This is a genomic window from Amycolatopsis sp. NPDC034160 (assembly GCF_055575355.1).
This window is the reverse complement of sequence record NZ_JBVISU010000006.1, coordinates 180761-200560: the sequence shown is the minus strand read 5'-3', so window position 1 is coordinate 200560 and position 19800 is coordinate 180761. Positions and strand designations below refer to the sequence as shown.

General features: G+C 70.2%; 16 protein-coding genes. 5 read left to right on the top strand and 11 right to left on the bottom strand.

Annotated elements, in window-relative coordinates; genetic code table 11:
• Nucleotides 1-3: 3 nt before the first annotated feature.
• Entirely contained in the window at nucleotides 4-4371 is a 4368-nt protein-coding gene (locus ACZ54P_RS16035) for an HAD-IC family P-type ATPase (RefSeq protein WP_465462287.1), read from the bottom strand.
• Nucleotides 4372-4480: 109 nt separating this feature from the next.
• On the opposite strand from ACZ54P_RS16035, the gene ACZ54P_RS16030 reads away from it, so the two are divergent.
• Nucleotides 4481-4978: a hypothetical protein gene (locus ACZ54P_RS16030; protein ID WP_465462286.1), complete on the top strand. Its 498-nt coding sequence runs from the start codon at nucleotides 4481-4483 to the stop codon at nucleotides 4976-4978.
• 103 nt (nucleotides 4979-5081) lie between these two features.
• Here the strand turns inward: ACZ54P_RS16030 and ACZ54P_RS16025 are convergent, their stop codons facing one another.
• From ACZ54P_RS16025 to ACZ54P_RS16000, 6 genes are all read right to left on the bottom strand, one after another.
• Nucleotides 5082-6425, bottom strand: coding sequence for an SPFH domain-containing protein (locus tag ACZ54P_RS16025; RefSeq protein WP_465462351.1), 1344 nt, complete (start codon nucleotides 6423-6425; stop codon nucleotides 5082-5084).
• 58 nt (nucleotides 6426-6483) lie between these two features.
• Nucleotides 6484-6915: an NfeD family protein gene (locus ACZ54P_RS16020; protein WP_465462285.1), complete on the bottom strand. Its 432-nt coding sequence runs from the start codon at nucleotides 6913-6915 to the stop codon at nucleotides 6484-6486.
• Between the two features lie 95 nt (nucleotides 6916-7010).
• Nucleotides 7011-7826: a DUF3097 domain-containing protein gene (locus ACZ54P_RS16015; protein ID WP_465462284.1), complete on the bottom strand. Its 816-nt coding sequence runs from the start codon at nucleotides 7824-7826 to the stop codon at nucleotides 7011-7013.
• A gap of 97 nt (nucleotides 7827-7923) precedes the next feature.
• Nucleotides 7924-8817 carry an aminoglycoside phosphotransferase family protein gene (locus ACZ54P_RS16010; RefSeq protein WP_465462283.1) on the bottom strand — a complete coding sequence of 298 codons (894 nt, stop codon included), beginning with the start codon at nucleotides 8815-8817 and terminating at the stop codon, nucleotides 7924-7926.
• Complete coding sequence (locus ACZ54P_RS16005; RefSeq protein ID WP_465462282.1) at nucleotides 8802-9605, bottom strand: SCO1664 family protein; 804 nt, start codon at nucleotides 9603-9605, stop codon at nucleotides 8802-8804. The genes ACZ54P_RS16010 and ACZ54P_RS16005 overlap by 16 nt, the downstream gene beginning before the upstream one ends.
• Complete coding sequence (locus ACZ54P_RS16000; RefSeq protein ID WP_465462281.1) at nucleotides 9589-10164, bottom strand: DUF3090 domain-containing protein; 576 nt, start codon at nucleotides 10162-10164, stop codon at nucleotides 9589-9591. Before ACZ54P_RS16000 ends, ACZ54P_RS16005 begins: the two co-directional genes overlap by 17 nt.
• Nucleotides 10165-10307: 143 nt before the next feature.
• Between ACZ54P_RS16000 and ACZ54P_RS15995 the strand changes: the two genes are divergently transcribed.
• Genes ACZ54P_RS15995 through ACZ54P_RS15980 form a run of 4 tightly spaced genes read left to right on the top strand, consistent with a single transcriptional unit; the run spans nucleotide 10308 to nucleotide 14227 of the window.
• The gene (locus ACZ54P_RS15995; protein WP_465462280.1) at nucleotides 10308-12248 is read left to right on the top strand and encodes a S9 family peptidase; all 1941 of its coding nucleotides are present in this window, start codon (nucleotides 10308-10310) and stop codon (nucleotides 12246-12248) included.
• Nucleotides 12245-13132 carry a S66 peptidase family protein gene (locus ACZ54P_RS15990; RefSeq protein WP_465462279.1) on the top strand — a complete coding sequence of 296 codons (888 nt, stop codon included), beginning with the start codon at nucleotides 12245-12247 and terminating at the stop codon, nucleotides 13130-13132. Before ACZ54P_RS15995 ends, ACZ54P_RS15990 begins: the two co-directional genes overlap by 4 nt.
• A gap of 49 nt (nucleotides 13133-13181) precedes the next feature.
• On the top strand, nucleotides 13182-13808 hold the full coding sequence (locus ACZ54P_RS15985; RefSeq protein WP_465462278.1) for a class I SAM-dependent methyltransferase: 627 nt from the start codon (nucleotides 13182-13184) through the stop codon (nucleotides 13806-13808).
• 2 nt (nucleotides 13809-13810) lie between these two features.
• On the top strand, nucleotides 13811-14227 hold the full coding sequence (locus ACZ54P_RS15980) for a TIGR03668 family PPOX class F420-dependent oxidoreductase (RefSeq protein WP_465462277.1): 417 nt from the start codon (nucleotides 13811-13813) through the stop codon (nucleotides 14225-14227).
• 339 nt (nucleotides 14228-14566) lie between these two features.
• Here ACZ54P_RS15980 and mptB read toward each other — a convergent pair whose 3' ends face one another.
• From mptB to ACZ54P_RS15960, 4 genes are all read right to left on the bottom strand, one after another.
• On the bottom strand, nucleotides 14567-16129 hold the full coding sequence (gene mptB / locus ACZ54P_RS15975) for a polyprenol phosphomannose-dependent alpha 1,6 mannosyltransferase MptB (RefSeq protein ID WP_465462276.1): 1563 nt from the start codon (nucleotides 16127-16129) through the stop codon (nucleotides 14567-14569).
• An 83-nt stretch (nucleotides 16130-16212) separates the two neighbouring features.
• The gene (gene nikE / locus ACZ54P_RS15970; RefSeq protein WP_465462275.1) at nucleotides 16213-17862 is read right to left on the bottom strand and encodes a nickel ABC transporter ATP-binding protein NikE; all 1650 of its coding nucleotides are present in this window, start codon (nucleotides 17860-17862) and stop codon (nucleotides 16213-16215) included.
• On the bottom strand, nucleotides 17859-18764 hold the full coding sequence (locus ACZ54P_RS15965) for an ABC transporter permease (RefSeq protein ID WP_465462274.1): 906 nt from the start codon (nucleotides 18762-18764) through the stop codon (nucleotides 17859-17861). The genes nikE and ACZ54P_RS15965 overlap by 4 nt, the downstream gene beginning before the upstream one ends.
• Complete coding sequence (locus tag ACZ54P_RS15960; protein WP_465462273.1) at nucleotides 18761-19792, bottom strand: ABC transporter permease; 1032 nt, start codon at nucleotides 19790-19792, stop codon at nucleotides 18761-18763. Before ACZ54P_RS15960 ends, ACZ54P_RS15965 begins: the two co-directional genes overlap by 4 nt.
• Nucleotides 19793-19800 lie beyond the last annotated feature (8 nt).

Genomic DNA, 19800 nt, shown 5'->3' with positions numbered 1-19800 from the left:
ATGTCAACACTGTGCTTTGGTGACGACACCGCCCCTCCCGACCAGCAACCCGGCGGCGCTCGCCGCACCGGCGCTGCCCAACGCGATCCCCCAGCCGATCGGCCCGAGCGGGGTGCAGCCGAAGAACTGGCTGACGCCGGGCGTCTGGATCAGGACGGCCAGCAGGGCCGCGGAACCCAGACCCGCGGCCAGCACCGTGCCGTCGCGCCGGCCGATCAGCAGCGTCTGCCCGAGCTGCGTGCCGATCAGCGAGGCGAGCGCGACGGTGCTCGCCCGCCGCCGCCTGCCGGTCAGCCGGGCCAGGGTCCACGCCGTGGTCGCCCCCAGCGTCGTGGTCACCGCCCGGGTGGTGATGTCGCGCCGGAGCGCGTCACCGAGCGAGGCACTGGGCCCTTCTCGGAGCAGTTCCGGCACCGCCTCACGGTCCGGCCTGCTCAACGCGATGGCGAGCGCGGGCGCCAGATCCGTGAGCAGGTTCATCAGCAGCAGCTGGCGGGCGGTGAGCGGAGACCGGCCGGTGACGGCGGACCCGAGCACGGTGAAGGCGATCTCCCCCAGGTTCCCGCCGAGCAGGATGCCGAGTGCTTCCCGCACCGACGCCCACATCGCCCGGCCTTCGATCAGCGCGGCGACGATCGTCTCCAGCCGGTCATCGGTGACCACGAGATCCGCGGCCGCCCTCGCCGCGGGGGTACCCCGTTGCCCGAGTGCGATCCCGACGTCGGCGAGCCGGATGGCGGGTGCGTCGTTCGCGCCGTCACCGGTCATCGCGACGACCCGGCCACCGCGCTGATACGCCTGGATGATCCGCACCTTCTGCGCCGGACTGCATCGGGCGATCACGTCGACGTCGGCGAGTTCGGCATCGAGTTCGGCGTCGCCGAGTTCTTCGATCCGGGCGCCGGTGAGCACCTTGGTGTCACCGTTGCGGCCGGTGATCTCTTCGGAGACGGCTTCGCCGGTGGCCGGATGGTCGCCGGTGATCATCACCGTGCGCACCCCGGCCTCGCGCAGCGTTTCCGCGGCGGGGGCGGCACTGTCGCGCACCGGATCCGCCAAGGCGACGAAGCCGAGCAAGTGGAGATCGGCGATGTCGTCCTCGGAGATGTCCTTTGTGGACACAGTTCGCTCGGCGACGGCGAGTACGCGATGTCCGGAGGCGGCCAGCCGCTCCATCCGCTTTTCCAGCCGTTTCCGGGTTCCGGCGCCGATCGGCTTGCCGCCGTGGCGGGCGCACCGTGGCACGACGACCTCGGGCGCGCCCTTGACACACAACAGGTTCCGGTCGCCGAGCTGGCCGTTGGTGGCGTGGAACCCGCGGGACGGCTCGAACGGGACAGCGTCCGTCTTCTCCCAGCCGCCGGCGTCCACACCTGCGGCAAGGCCGCCCTCGAGAACGGCCTGATCCGTGTGATGCGGCAGTTCCTCGGGGTTCTCCGCCCGGGGTGTCGCGCGCACGGCGGCGGTCAGCACCGCGCGATGGCTCTTCCCGAGCCGCGACACGGCGGCGCTGCTGTGCCCGTCGTCGATCCGGGTGACGCTGAGCCTGCCTTCGGTGAGCGTGCCGGTCTTGTCGAAGCAGAGGACGTCGACCCGCCCGAGCGCCTCGATGGTGCGGGGATTCCGGACGAGCGCGCCGTGGTCGGCGAGCCTGCGGGCAGCGGCGAGCTGTGCCGCGTTGACCAGGAAGGGCAGGCCTTCCGGCACCGACGCGACCGCGAGATTCACCGCGGCGCCGAGGCTTTCGCGCAGCGGCACACCCCGGATGAGGCCCGCACCCGCGACGGCGACAGCCGAGCCGACCGCGACGGGCAGCGCCTGCTTGGTAAGCGACGCGAGCCGTGTTTCGACGCCGGTCTCGGGGGCCGCGCCCCGTGCCGCGGCCAAGCCGCGCCCGACCTCGGTCTGGTCGCCGGTCGCGACGACCACGGCGGTCACCTTCCCCGCGGCGACCACGGTGCCCTCGTAGAGCATCGACGCCCGCTCGGCGATGTCCGCGGCCACCACCGGGGACGGATCCTTGGCCACCGGCAACGATTCGCCGGTCAGCGACGATTCGTCGAGTTCCGCACCGGTGGCTTCGAGCACCCGGCAGTCCGCGGGTACGACGTCACCGGAGCGCAGCGAGACGACGTCGCCGCGCACCAGATCGTCGGCGACGATCTGGTGCTCCGTGCCGTCCCGCACGACGGTGGTCACCGTGGCGGACCGCTCGAAGAGCCCGGCCAGCGCGCGTTCGGTGTGGACCTGCTGCGCGCTGCCGATCAACGCGGACACCCCGACGATCCCGGCGACCATCGCGGCGTCGACCGGGGAACCCACCGCGGCGGACACGGCCGCGCCACCCGCCAGCACCGGAGTCAACGGATTGGAAAGCTCGGAGAGGAACGCCTTGGCGATACTCGTGCCGGTACCGGCCGCTCCCCCGAGACGATTCGCGGGAGTGCGCCGTCGCACCTCGTCTTCGCCGAGACCGCGCGGGGCTGAGCCGAGCCGGTCGAGGACGAGGTCCGCCGGCATCAGATGCCACGGCGGTGCGACGCGGGCCGCCGGAGCCACCTTCCGCGTGCCGGTGAGGTTTCGTGCCCGCCAGATCCCGTCGCTGAAAGCCATGAGCGCGCCCGCGTTCACCGCGCGAAGGCCACTCGCGGCCGGTTTGCGCCGGGCGCTGAGGGCGGTCACTCCACCGATACCACTCGCCACGGTGGCGAACAGCGTGGAGTCGCGCACGACCGTCCGGGCCGCGGTGATCGCTTCGACGAGCAGGATGGCCGTCTCGATGTCCCGCTCGATCAGCACGTGTGCGCCCCATGGCGGCGGGGTTCCCTCGTCGTGGACGCCGATCCCGCAGTCGGCCGCGCCCAGGGCCCGCCGGTCACCGGAAACGAGCATGACCACGCGCCCGTCGGCCTGGAGTTCGCGGACGCCGTCGAGCAATCCTTCACCGCCGTCGTTCTGCACCACCCGCAAACCGGCCGACTTGGCCGCCGACGACAAGGCGTCGACCTCCGGTGAGAGTTCTTCGGCGACGGCCAGCAGCCCCTGCAGTTGCCCGTCACGGGCCAAGCCCAGCACGAGGGGCGCTCCCTGGTCCAGCAACCGCTGCCGTTCCTGGACTCCCTCGCGCCTATCGAGGTCAAGGTCGTCGACCGGGCCGAGGACCCAGTCGCCGTCGCGCCGGACCACCTGCGGCTTCTCCTCGTCGAACAAGGCGAAGGCGACGGCGGTCATCTCCACCGGCTCACTGCCCGGCAGGGGAACCAGATCGCTGAGCACGTTCACCCCGGCGCCGAGTGCCGCCGTGTCGATGACCAGCGTGTCGAGCAGGTCGAGCCTCCGCAGTACGGCGCGGTCCATCACCAGAGCACCCCGCCTGGCGAGGACTTGGCCCAGTTGGGCGGAAAAGGCGGCCGCGCCATTCGACGGCGCCTTCGGCAGGGCCGAGATCCCGACGGCGGCGGCCCGTCGCGGACCGGTGAACGGCAGGGCCGCCGCGGCCGCCGCGGCCCCGGCCGCGATGGACCGGCGCGCGTAACGATCCGCGGCCCCTTCCGGTAGCGGCCGCGGTCGTTCACCCACCACCGGATCCGCGCCGGCGTGATCGCGTTGCCGCACCAGCCGGGACTCGGCCTCGCACCAGGCACGCTTGTGCGCCTTGGCCTCTCGCCACTGGGTGCTCCGGACCATGATGTCCAGTACCGTGCCCTCGCTGCGGGCCGCCAAGCCGTGTGCCAGCGCCGCCCCGATCGACGTCGCCGAATCCGCCCGCTCATGCCCGCGAAGCTTCCGGTTCGCCAGCGCGCGAAGCCGCGGATGAAGATCGACGAGTGAGGCCAGTGCCGCGACCTCCGTCGGCAGCGGCGCCCACGGCATCAGTTTCGAAGCCGCCGAGAGCACCAGGCCGGCGGCGTCGGCGGCGATCATGGAGGGAAGCCGGGTCGCCCGTGCTCCGTCGGCCGGATGGTGGAGTTCCTCCTCCTCGATCCGCTCGGCCTCGCAGGACGGCTCCGACTCGGCCCGTTCGACCGCGCGAACCAGATCCACGCGCCGGGGCGCTGGCTCCCCGACCGCCACGACCACCCGCGAAGTCGGCGCGTTCACCTGCGCCCACCGCACCCCGGGGATCTCCGTCAGCGCCCGCTCGACCTGCCGGGCGACGCGGGCACCGTCCGGACCTTTGACGCCGTGGGTCTCGATGTAGAGCCTGCCGGGACACGCCCAGACCGCCCGCCGCGGGCCTCGGCCGGGGATCCCTTCGAACGGCGCGAGTGCCAGTCCGGCCAATCCCCGCGCGACCCGGCCCACCGTCCGCGTCGGCTTGGGAAAGGGGACGCCCAGCACGTCCACGGTCTCCGGATCCGTCCGCCGCATGCGGCATCCTCCTCGCGCCAGTGGTCATGTTGATCTCCCCGGGTACCCGGTCGCCGAAGCGTCCAACCGCTTACGGTTTCGGGCGACACGGATGGGGTACGCACCGGCCATGGGCACTACATCCGCTGACCCCGCGCTGCTCGGCATCTACCTCAACGACCATCTGGCAGGGGCGACCGCCGGTACCGAACTTGCGAAACGGCTCGCCGGGGCAGAACGCGGACAGCGCGGGGAGGCGGCCTTGAGCAGGCTCGCCAAGGAGATCGACGAGGACCGGGCCGCGCTGCTGGCCTTCATGGCCGCGCTCGATGTCCCGGTCCGGCGGTACAAGACGATCGCCGCGTGGGCCGGGGAAAAGGTGGGACGGCTCAAGCCGAACGGACGGCTCGTGTCCCGATCCCCGCTGAGCCGCGTCGAGGAACTCGAATTGATGCGCCTCGGCGTCGAGGGCAAGGCGGCGGGGTGGCGGACCCTGCGAGTCCGCGCCGACACCGATCCCCGCCTCGACGCCGGACGGCTCGACGACCTGATCGACCGGGCCCGGCGGCAGATCGACGAACTCGAAGAACTCCGCGTCCACGCCGTGGCGGAAGCCTTCAGCCGCTGATCCAGCGCCGCTGAAGGCCCAGCGCCGCCGAAGGCCATGCCGTCACAGCCAGCCCCACGAAAAAGGGCCGCCCCCGAATGGGACGGCCCTCTCTCGAATCAGCTCAACGCTGCGGCGGCCCGCCCTGCGGACCGCCGAACGGACCCTGCTGCGGGAACGGTCCGCCACCACCCGGCGCCTGTCCCGGAGGCCCCTGGTACGGGCCTCCCGGCGGAGCGGCGGGCGGCTGAGGCTGCGGCAGCTGCGAGGGCGGCGGCGCCTGCTGCTCCGGAGCGGCCTCCGGCTGCGGTGCGGGCGCAGCCTTGGGAATCGGCCGAGGAGCGGGCGGCTCCTGTCGCGGCGTCGCGACCCCCAGCGCCGGAACCTCCTTGCGTGCCACGGCTTCCGCGGCCGCGACGGCCTCGGCGACCTTCGGGTCGCTGGAGGTGTCGAACCAGCCCTGGACTTCTTCGTCCTCCAGGTCCGGCTTCTGGACGGGCTCTTCCTTCGGCGGCTCGTAGCGGAACACGCCGTCGTCGCCGGGGGCGCCGAGCGCGCGGGCGAAGCCTTCCAGTGCCTTGCCGTAGTCGCTCGGGATCATCCAGACCTTGTTCGCGTCGCCCTGCGCCAGCTGCGGCAGGGTCTGCAGGTACTGGTACGCGAGAACCTCGGGAGTGGGACGTCCGGCCTTGATCGCCGCGAAGACCTTTTCGATCGCCTTCGCCTGCCCCTGCGCCTGCAGGTACCGGGCGGCACGTTCACCCTGTGCCCGCAGGATCCGCGACTGCCGCTCGGCCTCCGCGCTCAGGATCGCGGCCTGCTTGGCACCCTCGGCCGCGAGGATCTGGCTCTGCTTCTGACCTTCGGCGGTCTTGATCGCCGATTCGCGCTGACCTTCGGCGGTCAGGATCATCGCGCGCTTCTCACGGTCGGCGCGCATCTGCTTCTCCATCGAGTCCTGGATGGAGGGCGGCGGGTCGATCGCCTTCAGTTCGACACGCGCGACACGGATGCCCCAGCGGCCGGTGGCCTCGTCGAGCACGCCGCGCAGCTGGCTGTTGATCGAGTCACGCGAGGTCAGCGTCTGCTCGAGGCTCATGCCACCGACGACGTTTCGCAGTGTCGTGGTGGTCAACTGCTCCACACCGACGATGTAGTTCGAGATCTCGTAGACCGCGGCCCGCGAGTCGGTCACCTGGAAGTACACGACCGTGTCGATGGACACGGTCAGGTTGTCCTCCGTGATCACCGGCTGGGGCGGGAACGAGACGACCTGCTCGCGGAGGTCGATCCGCGCCCGCACCTTGTCCAGGAAGGGCACCAGAAACGTCAGGCCGGGAGAAGCCACCGTCCGGAACCGGCCCAGCCGTTCGATCACAGCGGACTGCGCCTGAGGCACCACCATGATCGCCTTGACCACGACGACGACCACGAACAACGCGAGCAGTCCGACAACGATGAACACCACTGTCTCTGACAACTACCTTCCCCTTACGTAGAAACCCTTTGCTGTTCGGCCGTCCGGCTCACAGCTCGGCGGAGACGACCGCCGTGGCGCCCGAGATCTCGACGACGGTCACCGACGTCCCCGGGGCGATCGGTTCCCCTTCGGTCATCGACCGGGCCGACCAGACGTCACCCGCCAGCTTCACCTGCCCGGCTTCGACGTCCACTGTGGACACTACTACCGCTCGCGCGCCGATCAGCGCGTCGGTGTTGGTCTTGATGCCCGGTCCCGCGAGGAACCGGCGTTTGAGGGCGGGCCGGACGAGGGCGAGCATCCCGACCGAGGCGACGGCGAACACCGCGACGTCGATGAACGGGTTCCCGGTCAGCGCCGCGGAGCCGGCCCCGAACAGGGCTCCCGCGCCGACCATGAGCAGGAACAGGTCACCCGAGAGCAGCTCGGCGATGATCAAGAGGATCCCGGCGATCAGCCAGATGAGAGCGCCTGTCATGCGTTCATGCTCCCAGATCGCGCCGATTCATACCGGAGAAGCGAAAGCGACGTGACCGACGCGTGACCTTGAGTGACCTCGCGCGAATCGGTCATTCAGGACTCCTCGCCGGGGTCGGAGACGAAGTCGATGAGCCGTTCCACCGCTCCGATCAGCGGCGTTTCCAGATCTCGGTAGCTGCCGACCGCCGCCAGGACCCGCTGCCAGCCCTCCCACGGCTCACCCCAGCCGAGCGCGGCGCAGACGCCCTGTTTCCACTCCGTGCCCCGCGGGATCTCCGGCCAGGCGCGGATGCCGACGACCGACGGCTTCACGGCCTCCCAGATGTCGATGTACGGATGTCCGGTGATCAGCACGTTCTCGTCGCGGATCCCGTCGACGATGCGGGACTCCTTGCTGCCCGCGACCAGGTGATCGACCAGTACCCCGAGCCGACGGCCGGGTCCGGTGCCGAACTCGCCGATGCGATCCGACAGCACGTCCACCCCATCGAGTGGTTCCACCACGACGCCTTCGACCCGCAGGTCATGGCCCCAAACCCGCTCGACGAGTTCGGCGTCGTGCTTGCCCTCTACCCAGATCCGCGAATCGCGCGCGACCCGCGCCTTGAGTCCCTGGACCTGGACCGACCCGGACGCGGAGATCCGCCGGGCCGGGGTCTTCGGAGCGGCCTTCGCGGGCACGAGGGTGACGGGTTTGCCTTCGAGCAGGAAACCCGCGGGGTTCAGCGGGAACACGCGGTGCCTGCCGTGCCGGTCTTCCAGCACGACGTTGCCGTACTCGATCTTCACCACGGCGCCGCAGTACCCGCTGGCCGGGTCCTCGACCACGAGTCCCGGTTCGGCGGGCACCTCGGGGATCTTCCGCTTGCGCGGCCCGGACAGCACGTCGTCATACGAATGAGAGCGCACGGCGCACGACGCTATCGGCGCCCGGGGCCGACGTCGCCCCGCCACGCCGGTCAGGCGGCCATCCGTCGCCTGACCGGAGTCGATCGCGGACTCAGGTTCACGAACAGAATGACAGCATCGCTTCGACGAACGGAGTCCGCTCACCGCGCTCCAGCGGCCGCATCACGAACAGCGGAGACAGCGCCACGCACCACGCCCGGACCCGTTCGGCGTCGAACCCGGGCAGATGCGGCGCGATGGCGTCGAACCCGTCCTCGAGGGTGCCGCCTTCCTTCATCGGCAGGGTGACCCAATCAGGCAGGTCGAAGGCCGGGTCACCGACGCTCGGGCGCGGGTCGATGGCGACGGCACCACGGCCGGGCCCACCGTCGAGGACGTTGCCCGGATGCAGGTCGCCGTGCACGAGCGAGTTCCCTCCCCCGTCGTTCGCGAGCGCGAGTGCCCGCCGCCGGGCACGGTCGAGGGTTTCCAGCGACAACGTGGCTTCGGCGACGGACCCGCGCAGCCCTCGCTCGGCGAGGCCGTACATGAAGACGACACGGTCTTCGAGGGTCGAGAACCCGGCGGGCGGGATCACGGAGTGGATCTGCGTCATCAGGTCGCCGACCTCGGCCCACGGGACGTTCGCCCCGGCCTCCAGCAACTGCGTGCCGGGATCGATGCCCTCCAGCAGGATCGCGCCGTCGGCGAGTTCGGTGGCGAGCACCTGCACGACCCGCGAACAGCCGTGCCACGCGCGGAGCGCGGCGGCCTCGGACGCAGCGATCGCGCGATCCGGGGTCAGCTTGAGGACCTTCTTGGCACCGTCGTCTCCGGCGCAGATCAGGGTGCGGCCGGTGTTGCCCGGCTTCGCGTCGACGACAGTGAGCCCCCACTGTTCCGCCAGCTTCGCGACGAGAGCGGGCAGCTCGTCACACCACGTCCCGACGTCTTCACCGAATCGCGTGATCAGGCGCGCACGGGCCTGATCGTCCATCAGAACAGCGGCCACGGGATGGCGCGCCAGTCGTCACCGGGCTCCGGGAAGACACCCTCCGCCAGAAGCAGGTCGGCACGTTCGGCCAAGGCGCGGATCTCGAAACCGGTGAGGTGCTCGCTCAGCGCCTCACCGAGTTCGCCGTCGATCCGCTCGCGCAGACCGCGCAGCTTGCCGAGCTCGGTCTCGGTGAGCGGCTCGCCGATCCAGCCCCACAGCACCGTCCGCAGCTTCGGGTCGGTGTGCAGGCAGATCCCGTGATCCACCCCGTAGATCCGGCCGTCCGCGCCGGCGAGCACGTGCCCGCCCTTGCGATCGGTGTTGTTGACGACGATGTCGAGCACGGCCAGTTCCCGCATCCCCGGCCGATCCGCGTGCGCGAGCACCGCGGGCTCACCGTCGCGATCGTGCGCGTGCAGCACCACTCGCCAGTCCTCCGGCAGGCTCTCCGGCGACCGGACGTCGACCAGTTCCTCTTCGGTGGTCTCGATCCACAGCTGCACCATGCCCGGTCCGAACGGCCCGTCACGGAGCACCGTCGGCGGGATCGCGCCCAGCCCGGCGGCTTCGGAGATCATGGCCGTCGCGACCTCGCGGCCCGCGAGCGTCCCATCCGGGAAGTCCCACAGCGGCCGTTCACCCGACACCGGTTTGTACACGACGTTGCCGGTCAAGCCGTCGAGTTCGATCTTGCAGAAGAGCGTGACATTGGAGGCGTCGACCAGCCTGCCTTCGACGTCGATCTTGCCGCGCGTCACCAGCTCTCGCGAAGTCTCCGCCACCTGGTCAGTCCTCGAGGACATCGACGTCGCGCCGGTACCCGTTCTGCCGCGGGCAGATGTGCCCCGCCGGGTCGAGCGGCTCGGCGCACAGCGGACACGGTTTGCGGCCGGCGTTGACCACCCGGTCGGCGCGTTCGGCGAACGCCCGCGCCGCGCCAGGGGACAGGAAGACGCGGACCGCGTCGGGCCCCTCTTCGGTGTCGTCCAGAACGACCGTTTCGTCCACCTCTCCCTCCGTCATCGCGAGCAGCTCGATGACGACGGCGCTGCTCTCGGCGTCCCAGCCGAGGCCCATCGTGCCGACGCGGAACTCCTCCTCGACCGGAACGGTCAAGGGGTCGACGTCGACGAGTTCGTCGGGCGCGTCGTCCGGTACATCCGCGCCGAACCGGCTGGCGACCTCTTCCAGCAGCGAACCGAGCCTTTCGGCCAAGACCACGACCTGCTGTTTTTCGATCGTCACACTGATCGTGCGGACGTCCTCGGACGCCTGGAGGTAGAAGGTGCGGTCGCCGGGCTCACCGACGGTTCCTGCGACGAACCGGTCGGGCTGGCGGAAGACGTGGATTACGCGAGACATGGCACCTTTGACCCTAGGCCACGACCACCTGGTCGGCATCCGCCGCCCCACCGTTCAGCCGTGGGCGAACGGCGCGACGGATCGCCAGGTCGTGGGTGCGCCCCGGGCCACGGCGGGCAAAGGGGCGATCCTAGTCTTCAGCTGTGGTTGAGATCGCCCCTTACGGCACCTGGACATCTCCCCTGTCGGCCGCCGATGTCGCGGCCTCGGGAGTCAGCGCGCAATGGCTCGCGACGGTCGGCGACGAGGTCTGGTGGGCCGAACCGCGCACCGGCGACGGCGGCCGCGTCACCCTCGTGCGGGCACGCGCGGACGGCACGGTCGAAGACGTCCTACCCGCTCCGTGGAACGTCCGGAACCGCATGCACGAGTACGGCGGCCGACCCTGGCTGGTGGACGGCGACGTCCTCGTGTTCACCCACTGGGCGGATCAGCGGGTCTACCGCCGCGATCTCACCACCGGCGAGACCACTCCACTGACACCGGAACCCGCGACCCGGCACGGGATCCGCTACAGCGACCTCCGACCCGGCCGCCCCGGCGAGGTGTGGCTGGTCCGCGAACGCAGCACCGGCCCCCGGCGCGTCGACATCGCCAGGGACCTCATCGCGCTCCCCCTCGACGGCGGCCCGGAACGGGTTCTGTCCGCGAGCCATCACTTCCTCACCGCGCCGCAACTGTCGCCCGACGGCGCGCGGGCGGCGTGGATCGGCTGGAACCATCCGGCGATGCCGTGGGACGGCACGGAACTGTGCGTCGCCGAAGTCGGCGAGGACGGCACGTTCGGGCCCCACCGCGTCCTCGCCGGCGCGGCCGACGTCGCCGTCTGCCAGGTCGAATGGGAATCCGCCGACCACCTGCTGGCTCTGCTGGATCCGGACGGCTGGTGGAATCTGCACCGCGTCGGACTCGACGGCGGCATCGTGAATCTGGCGCCCGCCGAACAGGAGATCGGCGGCGCGATGTGGAAACTGGGCGCGCGCTGGTTCACCCCGCTCGGTGGCGGCCGGTTCGCCGTCCTCGCGTCGGGCAAGCTCGCCGTCCTCGACGAGGCGACGCGGGAAGTAACGCCGGTGGCGGCCGCCGCCGACCTGACCGCCTGGGCCACCAACGGCTTCGCGGTCCACCACGATGGCGTCGTCGGCGTCGCGGCCGGGCCGGACCGTGAAGGCGCCGTGGTGAAGGTCGATCTCCACCGCGGCACGGTGACCGAACTCGCGTCGGCGCCGGAACAGCCGTCGCCGGACTACCTGTCGAGGCCCGTGGAGCGGATCTTCAAGACCGGCGACGGCGACCGGGTCCCCGCCTTCGTCTATTTACCCGCGAACGCCGACTTCGCCGCACCGGACGGCGAACGACCCCCGCTGCTGGTCTATCCGCACGGCGGGCCGACCGGCCGTGACAGCGCGGTACTCGACTTCGAGATCGCCTACTTCACCAGCCGCGGCATCGCCGTCGTCACGGTGAACTACGGCGGCTCGACCGGTTACGGGCGCGCCTACCGCGAACGGCTTCGTGAACAGTGGGGCGTCGTCGACGTCGCGGATTGCGTCGCCGTCGCCGAAGCCCTCACCGCCGAAGGCACCGTCGACGGCGACAGGCTGGCGATCCGCGGCGGCAGCGCGGGCGGGTACACCTCCGCCGCCTCGCTGACCACCACGACCACCTACCGCGCGGGCACCGTGATGTACCCGATCCTCGACCTTTACCAGTGGACCGGTGACGGCGGCGAGACACACGACTTCGAGTCCCGGTACCTCGACGGGCTGATCGGACCGCTGCCGGAAACCGAGCAGCGCTACCGGGAACGCTCGCCCATCCACAACGCCGGCACGGTCGCCGGGCCGCTGCTGTTCCTGCAGGGCGTGGAGGACGAGATCTGCCCGCCGGAGCAGGCGGACCGGTTCGTCGCCGGACTGGCGGGCCGGGGCGTCGACCACGCCTACCTGAGGTTCGAGGGCGAGCAGCACGGTTTCCGGAAGGCGGAGACCATCGTGGCCGCGCTCGAAGCGGAGTTGTCGTTCTACGGGCAGGTCTTCGGCTTCGAAACCCCTGGCGTGCCGAAGCTCCGGCTGAGCCGGTGAGGCCGCCGAAGACGCGCCCGGGTGACACGATCGCCTTGGTCGCTCCCGCGGGTCCGGTCCCGGCGGACCTCGTCGAGAAAGCGTTGCCAGTGCTACGCGGCTGGGGTGTCGAGATCAGCGTCGGTGAGTGCGTGCGCGCCGTCCGCGACGGCTACCTCTCCGCCTCTGACGAGGCGCGCGCCGCCGAGTTCACGCGGGCGTGGCTGGATCCCGGGGTGACCTGTGTCCTCGCCGCCCGCGGCGGCTACGGTTCCCAGCGGATGCTCGACCTGGTCGACTGGGCCGCGCTGCGGGCGGCCGGGCCGAAGACGTTCGCCGGATCCAGTGACGTGACCGCGCTGCACCGGGCGGTGAACGTCCACTTGGGACTGGAGACGCTGTTCTCCCCCTTGCCCGCGACCACCCTGTTCGACGCGGTGGCCGCCGAACACCTGCGACTGTCGTTGTTCGAACCGGACGAGGTGCGGACCATCGCCTCGCCGACGGCGTCGCCGCTGGTGCCGGGCACCGCGACCGGCACGCTCATCGGCGGCAACCTCGCCCTGCTCGCCTCGGGCCTCGGCACTCCGGAGCAGGGCTCCGCGCGTGACGCGATCGTGCTGCTGGAGGACGTCACCGAACCGGCGTATCGGCTCGACCGGATGGTGACCCAGCTGCTGCGGTCCGGCTGGCTCGACGGCGTCCAGGGCTTCGTCCTGGGCTCATGGAAGGCGTGCGGCGATCCGGAGACGGTCCGAGGCCTGATGCTCGACCGCTTGGGTTCGCTCGGCGTGCCGGTGGTGTGGGACTTCGGCTTCGGCCATGTCCCGGCGTCGCCGACCATCCCCCTCGGTGCGCGGGCCACCCTCGACGCGGACGAGGGAACGCTGCGAATTTTGCCATAACAGCAACAGGACTGGCGGTTTCGGCGGGATAGCGGGCATCGTTCCGGACATGGATTCCACACAGCAGTTCTGGGAAGACTTCTACCGCGACAAGGACCAGGTCTGGAGCGGCAAGGCGAACCCGATCCTGGTGAACGAGGTCTCCCCGCTCACCCCGGGCACGGCGCTCGATCTCGGCTGCGGCGAAGGCGGCGACGCCATCTGGCTCGCTCAGCAAGGTTGGCGCGTCACCGCCGTCGACATCTCGGAGGTCGCGCTCGAACGTGCTGCCGGACACGCGGCCGGAGCCGGCGTCGAGGGCATCGTCTGGGAGCGTCACGACCTGGCGAAGTCGTTCCCGGAGGGGCGCTTCGACCTCGTCTCCGCGCAGTTCTTCCACTCCCCCGTCGAGGAAGACGGCGAACGGGACAAGGCACTCCGCCGCGCCGCCGAGGCCGTCGCCCCGGGCGGCACCCTGGTGGTCGCCGGCCACGCGGGCTGGCCGACGTGGATGGAAGAGCCGCCGCACAAGGACGTCCACTTCCCGACGACGGCCGAGGTCCTCGAAACGCTCGCGCTGGCCGACGGCGAATGGACCGTGGAGCGGCAAGACCTGATCACGCACGACCACCCGGGGCCGGAGGGACAACCGGGGACGCGTTCGGACAACGTGCTCCGGGTACGGCGTAGCGTCTAGGCATGCGGTTGTCCCCGGAGGAAGCCCGCGCCCGGTTCGAGGGCGAGCGGATCGCGCGGCTGGCGACGACGGGAGCGGACGGCGTGCCCCACCTGGTGCCGGTGACGTTCATCGTCGAAGGGGATTCGGTGTCGTTCGCGATCGATCACAAGCCGAAGAGCACGACAGCGCTACGGCGGCTGAAGAACATCGCCGAGAATTCCGTGGTCAGCTTCTTGACCGACCACTACGACGAGGACTGGGCCGGACTGTGGTGGGCACGGGCCGACGGGGTCGCCCGGGTGTTGACCGATCCCGAGGAGCAGGCACTGCCGGTGCGGCTGCTGCGGGAGAAGTATCCGCAGTACGAACAGCAGCCGCCCCCGCATGCGGTGGTGAGCACCCTCGTCCACTCCTGGCGAGGGTGGCGGGCTTCCTGAGCTTTCCTTGGCGTTGTTGCCGCTTGCGGCAACAACGCCAACGCCAAGTCGTATAGGTCGTTATACAGTTTGACGGCTGACTCAAGGTAGCGAGCGGGCTCGCACAAGCGGCGCCGTACTCGCGTGCTTGGAGCCGGATCTCACGTGCTTGGAGGCGTAACACCCGAGTGCGGGGTCCAGGCACGCGAGTTACGTCTCTGAGCACGCGCGTTACGCCTTCCGGCCTGCCCCTCACCCCGGCGAACAAGCCCGCCCACAACCACGACACGGTTGACTTTCTTCTCGATAGGACCCTCGTTAACACTCACGACCCCGCGCAGAATCGCATCTGTACTGGTATCAGGAGGAACGCGGGGCCTCGGCGGGCAGGAACTGCTCCACCGGCTTCCCCCGCCAGGCGGCGACGATCCCCAGCGGATCCGGCCGCAGCAGCGAAGCCGCGGCGTAGACACTCGCGGCGACGACGACGGCCATGAACCACCAGTCGTACAGCGCCTGCTCCCCTGTCGGGTAGTACACCAGCGTCACGAACACCGAGACCGCGACGACGACTGCGAGGTTCCGGCGGCGCCACTCGAAGGCCGACAGGACCACGAAACCCCAGGTCAGATACCACGGCAGCGAGGGCGGCGGGACGATCGCGCCGGCCAGCAGGACGATCGCCATCCGGTGGATCGCCGGGTTCCCGCCGTTGCGGGCGAGCCACCATTGGCGGCCGGCGAAGACGAACAGGCCGACCATCGCGATCGCCCGGAACACGGTGACGAACGGCGACACCTCGACGTCGATCACCAGGTTCACCAGCGAGTAGACGATCTCGCCGATCCCGGTCGGGAAGTTCATCCAGTTCGCGATCAGCGTCGGCGCCTTGAGGCCGGTGAGCCAGCCGAGGTTCACCGAACCGAGTGAGATCCAGGTTCCGGCGACGAACACCGGCAAGAAGATCCCGACCGACGCGGCGCCGGCACGGAAGAAGTTGACCACCTTCCGGTCACCGGGCAGGTGGTTCGCCCACACCCACACCAGGAACGGCAGCGCCCAGGCGGCGGTCGGCTTGATCAGCATGCCGATGGTGACCAGGACGATCGCGAGGACGTGCTTGCGTTCCAGCGCGGCCAGCACGCCGATGGTGAGGAAACCCAGCATCAGCAGGTCGTTGTGCGGACCACCGACGAGGTGAATGACCGTCATCGGGCTGGCGATGGCGAGCCACAGCGTGATCGGCAGCTTGCCGCCGAGATGCTTGACCAGCCGCGGCAGTGACCACAGCATGCCGATCAGGCCGATCATCAGCACGAGCCTGGTCGCGATGACCCCGGCGATCATGTCGTTGCCGGTGACCGAGACGATCCCCTTGGCGACCAGCAGGAACAGCGGGCCGTACGGCGCGGGCGTGGTCTGCCACAGCGGGTGGACGTTCTGCACGACGTCCGGCAGCACGGTCAGCTCGGCCGGGCCGTTGGCGTACGGGTCGAGCCCGTTCAGCAGCTGCGCGCCCTGCGCGAGGTAGGAGAAGACGTCGCGGGTGAACAGCGGCGGCGACACCAGCAGCGGCGCCATCCAGCAGGCCGCCGCGATCACGATCGGGCGGCTGCCGATCCGGCCGGCGAGCGCGTAGCGGCCCAGCCGGACCCAAGCCCAGATGATCAGCGCGAAGCCGGTGTAGAGCATCGCGTTGGCCAGGAGACGGCCGTGGCCGTAGCGGATCCACGACAAGGGTCCGTGCCCCAGGATCGGGTCACGCACGAGGATGCCGCCCGCGCCGAGCGCGGCCAGCATCAGCAGCGTGCTGCCCACGGTTCCCATCGCGATCGTGCGGTACGGGAAGCGGGAAGGCACCCGGAGCCGCTCGCCGAGCGAACCGGCCGAGGGCGTCTGCTGGGGGTCTGTCGTGGTCACCATTTCGAGATTGGAGGTTACACACCGCGCCTGTGCGTGTGCGCGGCAATGGGCATTTCCCGCGTCGGACACGGGATTCCCGTCGGTCAGCGGTCCGCCGCCGCCCGCTGAGCGGTACCTCCCGGCAACGCGGCGAGCAGCGACTTCGTGTACTCGTGCTTCGGGTCCAGCAGGACCTCCTCCACCGTACCGACCTCCACCAGTTCCCCGCGGTACATGACCGCGACCCGGTCGGCGATGTTCCACGCCAGCCCCAGGTCGTGGGTGATCACGAGCCCGGCGAGACCCAGCTCACGCCGCAGGCGCAGCAGCAGCGCGAGGATCTCCCCTCGCACCGACGCGTCGAGCGACGCCACCGGTTCGTCGGCCACGACCACGCCGGGGTTCAGCGCGAGCGCGCCCGCGATCACCACGCGCTGCCGCTGCCCGCCGGACAACTCGTGCGGGAGCCGGTCGAGGAACTTCTCGGCGGGCCGCAGTTCGGCCGCTTCGAGGGCCTTGGTGACGATCTCGTGCTCGTTCGCACCCATGCCGTGGATGCGCGGGCCTTCCGCGACGGCCTCGTACACCGTGTGGTTCGGGTTCAGCGCGCTGGTCGGATCCTGCAGGACCAACTGGACCTGCCGCCGGTACGCCTTGAGCCCGGCGCCGCCGAGCGGGACCGGTTTGCCGTCGTAGCGCACCGCCCCGGAGTCGGGTTTCTGCAGCCCGAGCAACGTCCGGGCGAGGGTCGTCTTGCCGGAGCCGGACTGGCCGACCAGCGCGACGATCTCGTCCTTCCGCACCTGAAGACTCACTCCGGCGACGGCGTTGATCCGCTTGCCGGTGCGATCGCGGAAACTGACGCGCAGATCCTCGGCCTCCAGTAAGGCGGGCTGGTCACCGACGCGTTCCGGTTCCGGTGGCAGTGGCGTGCTGGTGGCGGGCGCGAACCGCGAGGCCGGATCGCCGACGGTGGGGAACGCGGCCGCCAGCGCCCTGCTGTGTTCGTGCCGCGGCGCGTTCATCAACTCCGCGCTCGGCCGCTCTTCGACGATCTCACCGTCGTACATCACCGCGATCCGACGGCAGGTCGCGGCGAGCACCGACAGGTCGTGGCTGATCATGATCAGCCCGATCCCCTGCTCCGCGACCAGCGTGCCGAGCAGGGCGAGCACCTGGGCCTGGACGACGACGTCGAGTGCGGTGGTCGGCTCGTCCGCGATGATCAGCCGCGGCGAGCAGGCGAGCGCCATCGCGATCATGACGCGCTGCTTCTGGCCGCCGGACAGCTCGTGCGGGTACGCCCCGGCGCGGCCGGGCGGCAGATCGACCTGCTGGAGCAGTTCGGTGACCTTGGCCTGGACCTCGGCGTCCGAGGGCGCCTTGCCGCCGGGCGGGTGCAGGCGGATCGGCTCGGCGATCTGCTCGCCGATCTTGCGGACCGGGTTGAGCGCGTGCATCGCGCCCTGGAACACGACGGAGGCCTCGGCCCAGCGCACCGCGCGCAGCCTGCCCCATTTCATGGCCGTGACGTCTTCACCGTCCAGCAGGATCTCTCCGCTGATCTTCGCCGACCGCGGGAGTAGCCGCAGGACGCTCATCGCGACGGTCGACTTCCCCGATCCCGACTCCCCCGCCACCCCGAGGGTGTCGCCGGGTTCGAGGACCAGGTCGACACCCCGGACGGCCGCGACCTCGCCGCCGCCGGTCGTGTACGTGACACCGAGGTTCTTCAGTTCCAGCAAAGGACTCATGAGTGCTGTCCCTTCAGGCGCGGGTTCAGCACGGTCTCCAGCGCGCGTCCGACGAGGGTGAAGGCGAGGACGATCACGACGATCGCGATACCCGGCGGCAACAGGTTCCACCAGGCGCCCTTGCTGATCGCGCCGTTGTTCAGCGCGGCCTGCAGCATGGCGCCCCACGAGATGCTGTTCGGGTTGCCGACGCCGAGGAAGGCCAGCGTCGCGTCCGCGATGACCGCGTTGCCGACGACAAGGGTGGTGTTGGCCAGCACGAGCGGCATGACGCCCGGCAGGACGTGTTTGCCGACGATGTGCAGATGGCCGCCGCCGAGCGCCTTCGCGCGCTCGATGTACGGACGGCCCTCGATCGTCAGTGTCTGGGCCCGGACCAGCCGCGCGGTGCTCGGCCACGCCGTGACGCCGATGGCGACGATGACCGTCGCCGTGCCCTGCTCCAGCACCGAGGCCAGTGCCACGGCGAGGACAAGCGACGGCAGCACCAGGAAGAAGTCCGTGAACCGCAACAGCAGACCGGACAGCCAGCCGCCGAAATGCGCGGCGGCGATCCCGACGACGGTGCCGATCAGTACCGAGAGGAACGCCGCCGAGAAGCCGACGAGCAGCGAGATCCGCGCGCCCCACAACGTCATCAGCAGCACCGACCGGCCGTCGATCTCGGTACCGAGCCAGAACTCCGCGCTGGGCGGGGTCAGCGAACCGCCGGTGGCCTTGGTGACGTCGAGGCCGGACTCGTCCGAGATCACCGGGGCCAGGATGGCCAGCACCGTGATGATCGCGAGGAACGCGAGACCGAAGACGCCTGCCTTGTTGGTGGTGAACTCGTGCCAGTGCTTCGCCACGGCCGCGCGTCGGCGGCGCCAGACGATCGAACCGGGTTTTTCCGCTGTCGTCATGCCGTCCGCACCCTGGGGTCGAGCACGCGGTAGAGCAGTTCCGCGAGCAGGTTCATCAGCACCACCGCGCTGGCGAGCGTGACGAAGACGCCTTGCAGCACAGGAAGGTCAGGGCCGCGAAGCGCTTCGTAGAGCAGTTGCCCGAGACCCGGCCAGCTGAACACGGCCTCGACCGAGACCGCGCCCGAGACCACCATGCCGAACTGCATGAAGACCAGCGTCACCGTCGGGAGCAGGGCGTTGGGCACCGCGTGCCGCTTGCGCACGAGGTCGTCCCGCAGCCCTTTGGCCCGCGCGGTGGTGAGGTAGTCGGAATTCATCTCACCGATCAACGACGAGCGCATGACCAGCATGTACTGGGCGTAGAACACCACCAGCAGGGTCACGCACGGCAGCACCAGATGGTGGAGGACGTCGAGCCCTTCGCTGAAGAAGCCCGGCTCGACGTCCGGGGAATGCATGCCCCGGCTGGGAAAGAGGCCGTTCGTCGCCACGAGCAGCATGAGCCCGAGCCAGAACTGCGGTACCGACCACAGGGTCAGCGCGAGTCCTGTTTGGACCTTGTCGAACCTGCTCCCCCGGCGCCAGCCCGCGCGGATGCCGAGCCACAGGCCGAGCGCGATCGCGAGCACGGTCGCGCTGCCGACGAGCAGGATGGTCGGCCACAACCGCTCGCCGATCATGTCGAGCACGGGGCGTTTCAAGAGATAGGAATCGCCCATGGTGCCGTGGAACAGGCCGACGACGTAGTCCCAGAACTGCCGCAGCAGGGGCTTGTCCACGCCCATCTGCTCCCGCAGCTCCGCCATCTGCACCGGATCCGTCGGCCGGTCGCGGACCATGAACCGCACGGGATCGCCGGGGAGCGTCCGGAACAGGAAGAAGCCGAGGACGACGACGAGCGCGAGGCTCGCCAGCGCGCCGCCGATCTTGGTGAGGACGAACCGCGTGGTGCCGGTCCCGCCTCGGTGCTCGTCGGGGTCGACGAGCACCGAGGTCTGGTCGAGAGAACTGAGTGCCTCGCTCAACGCTGTCC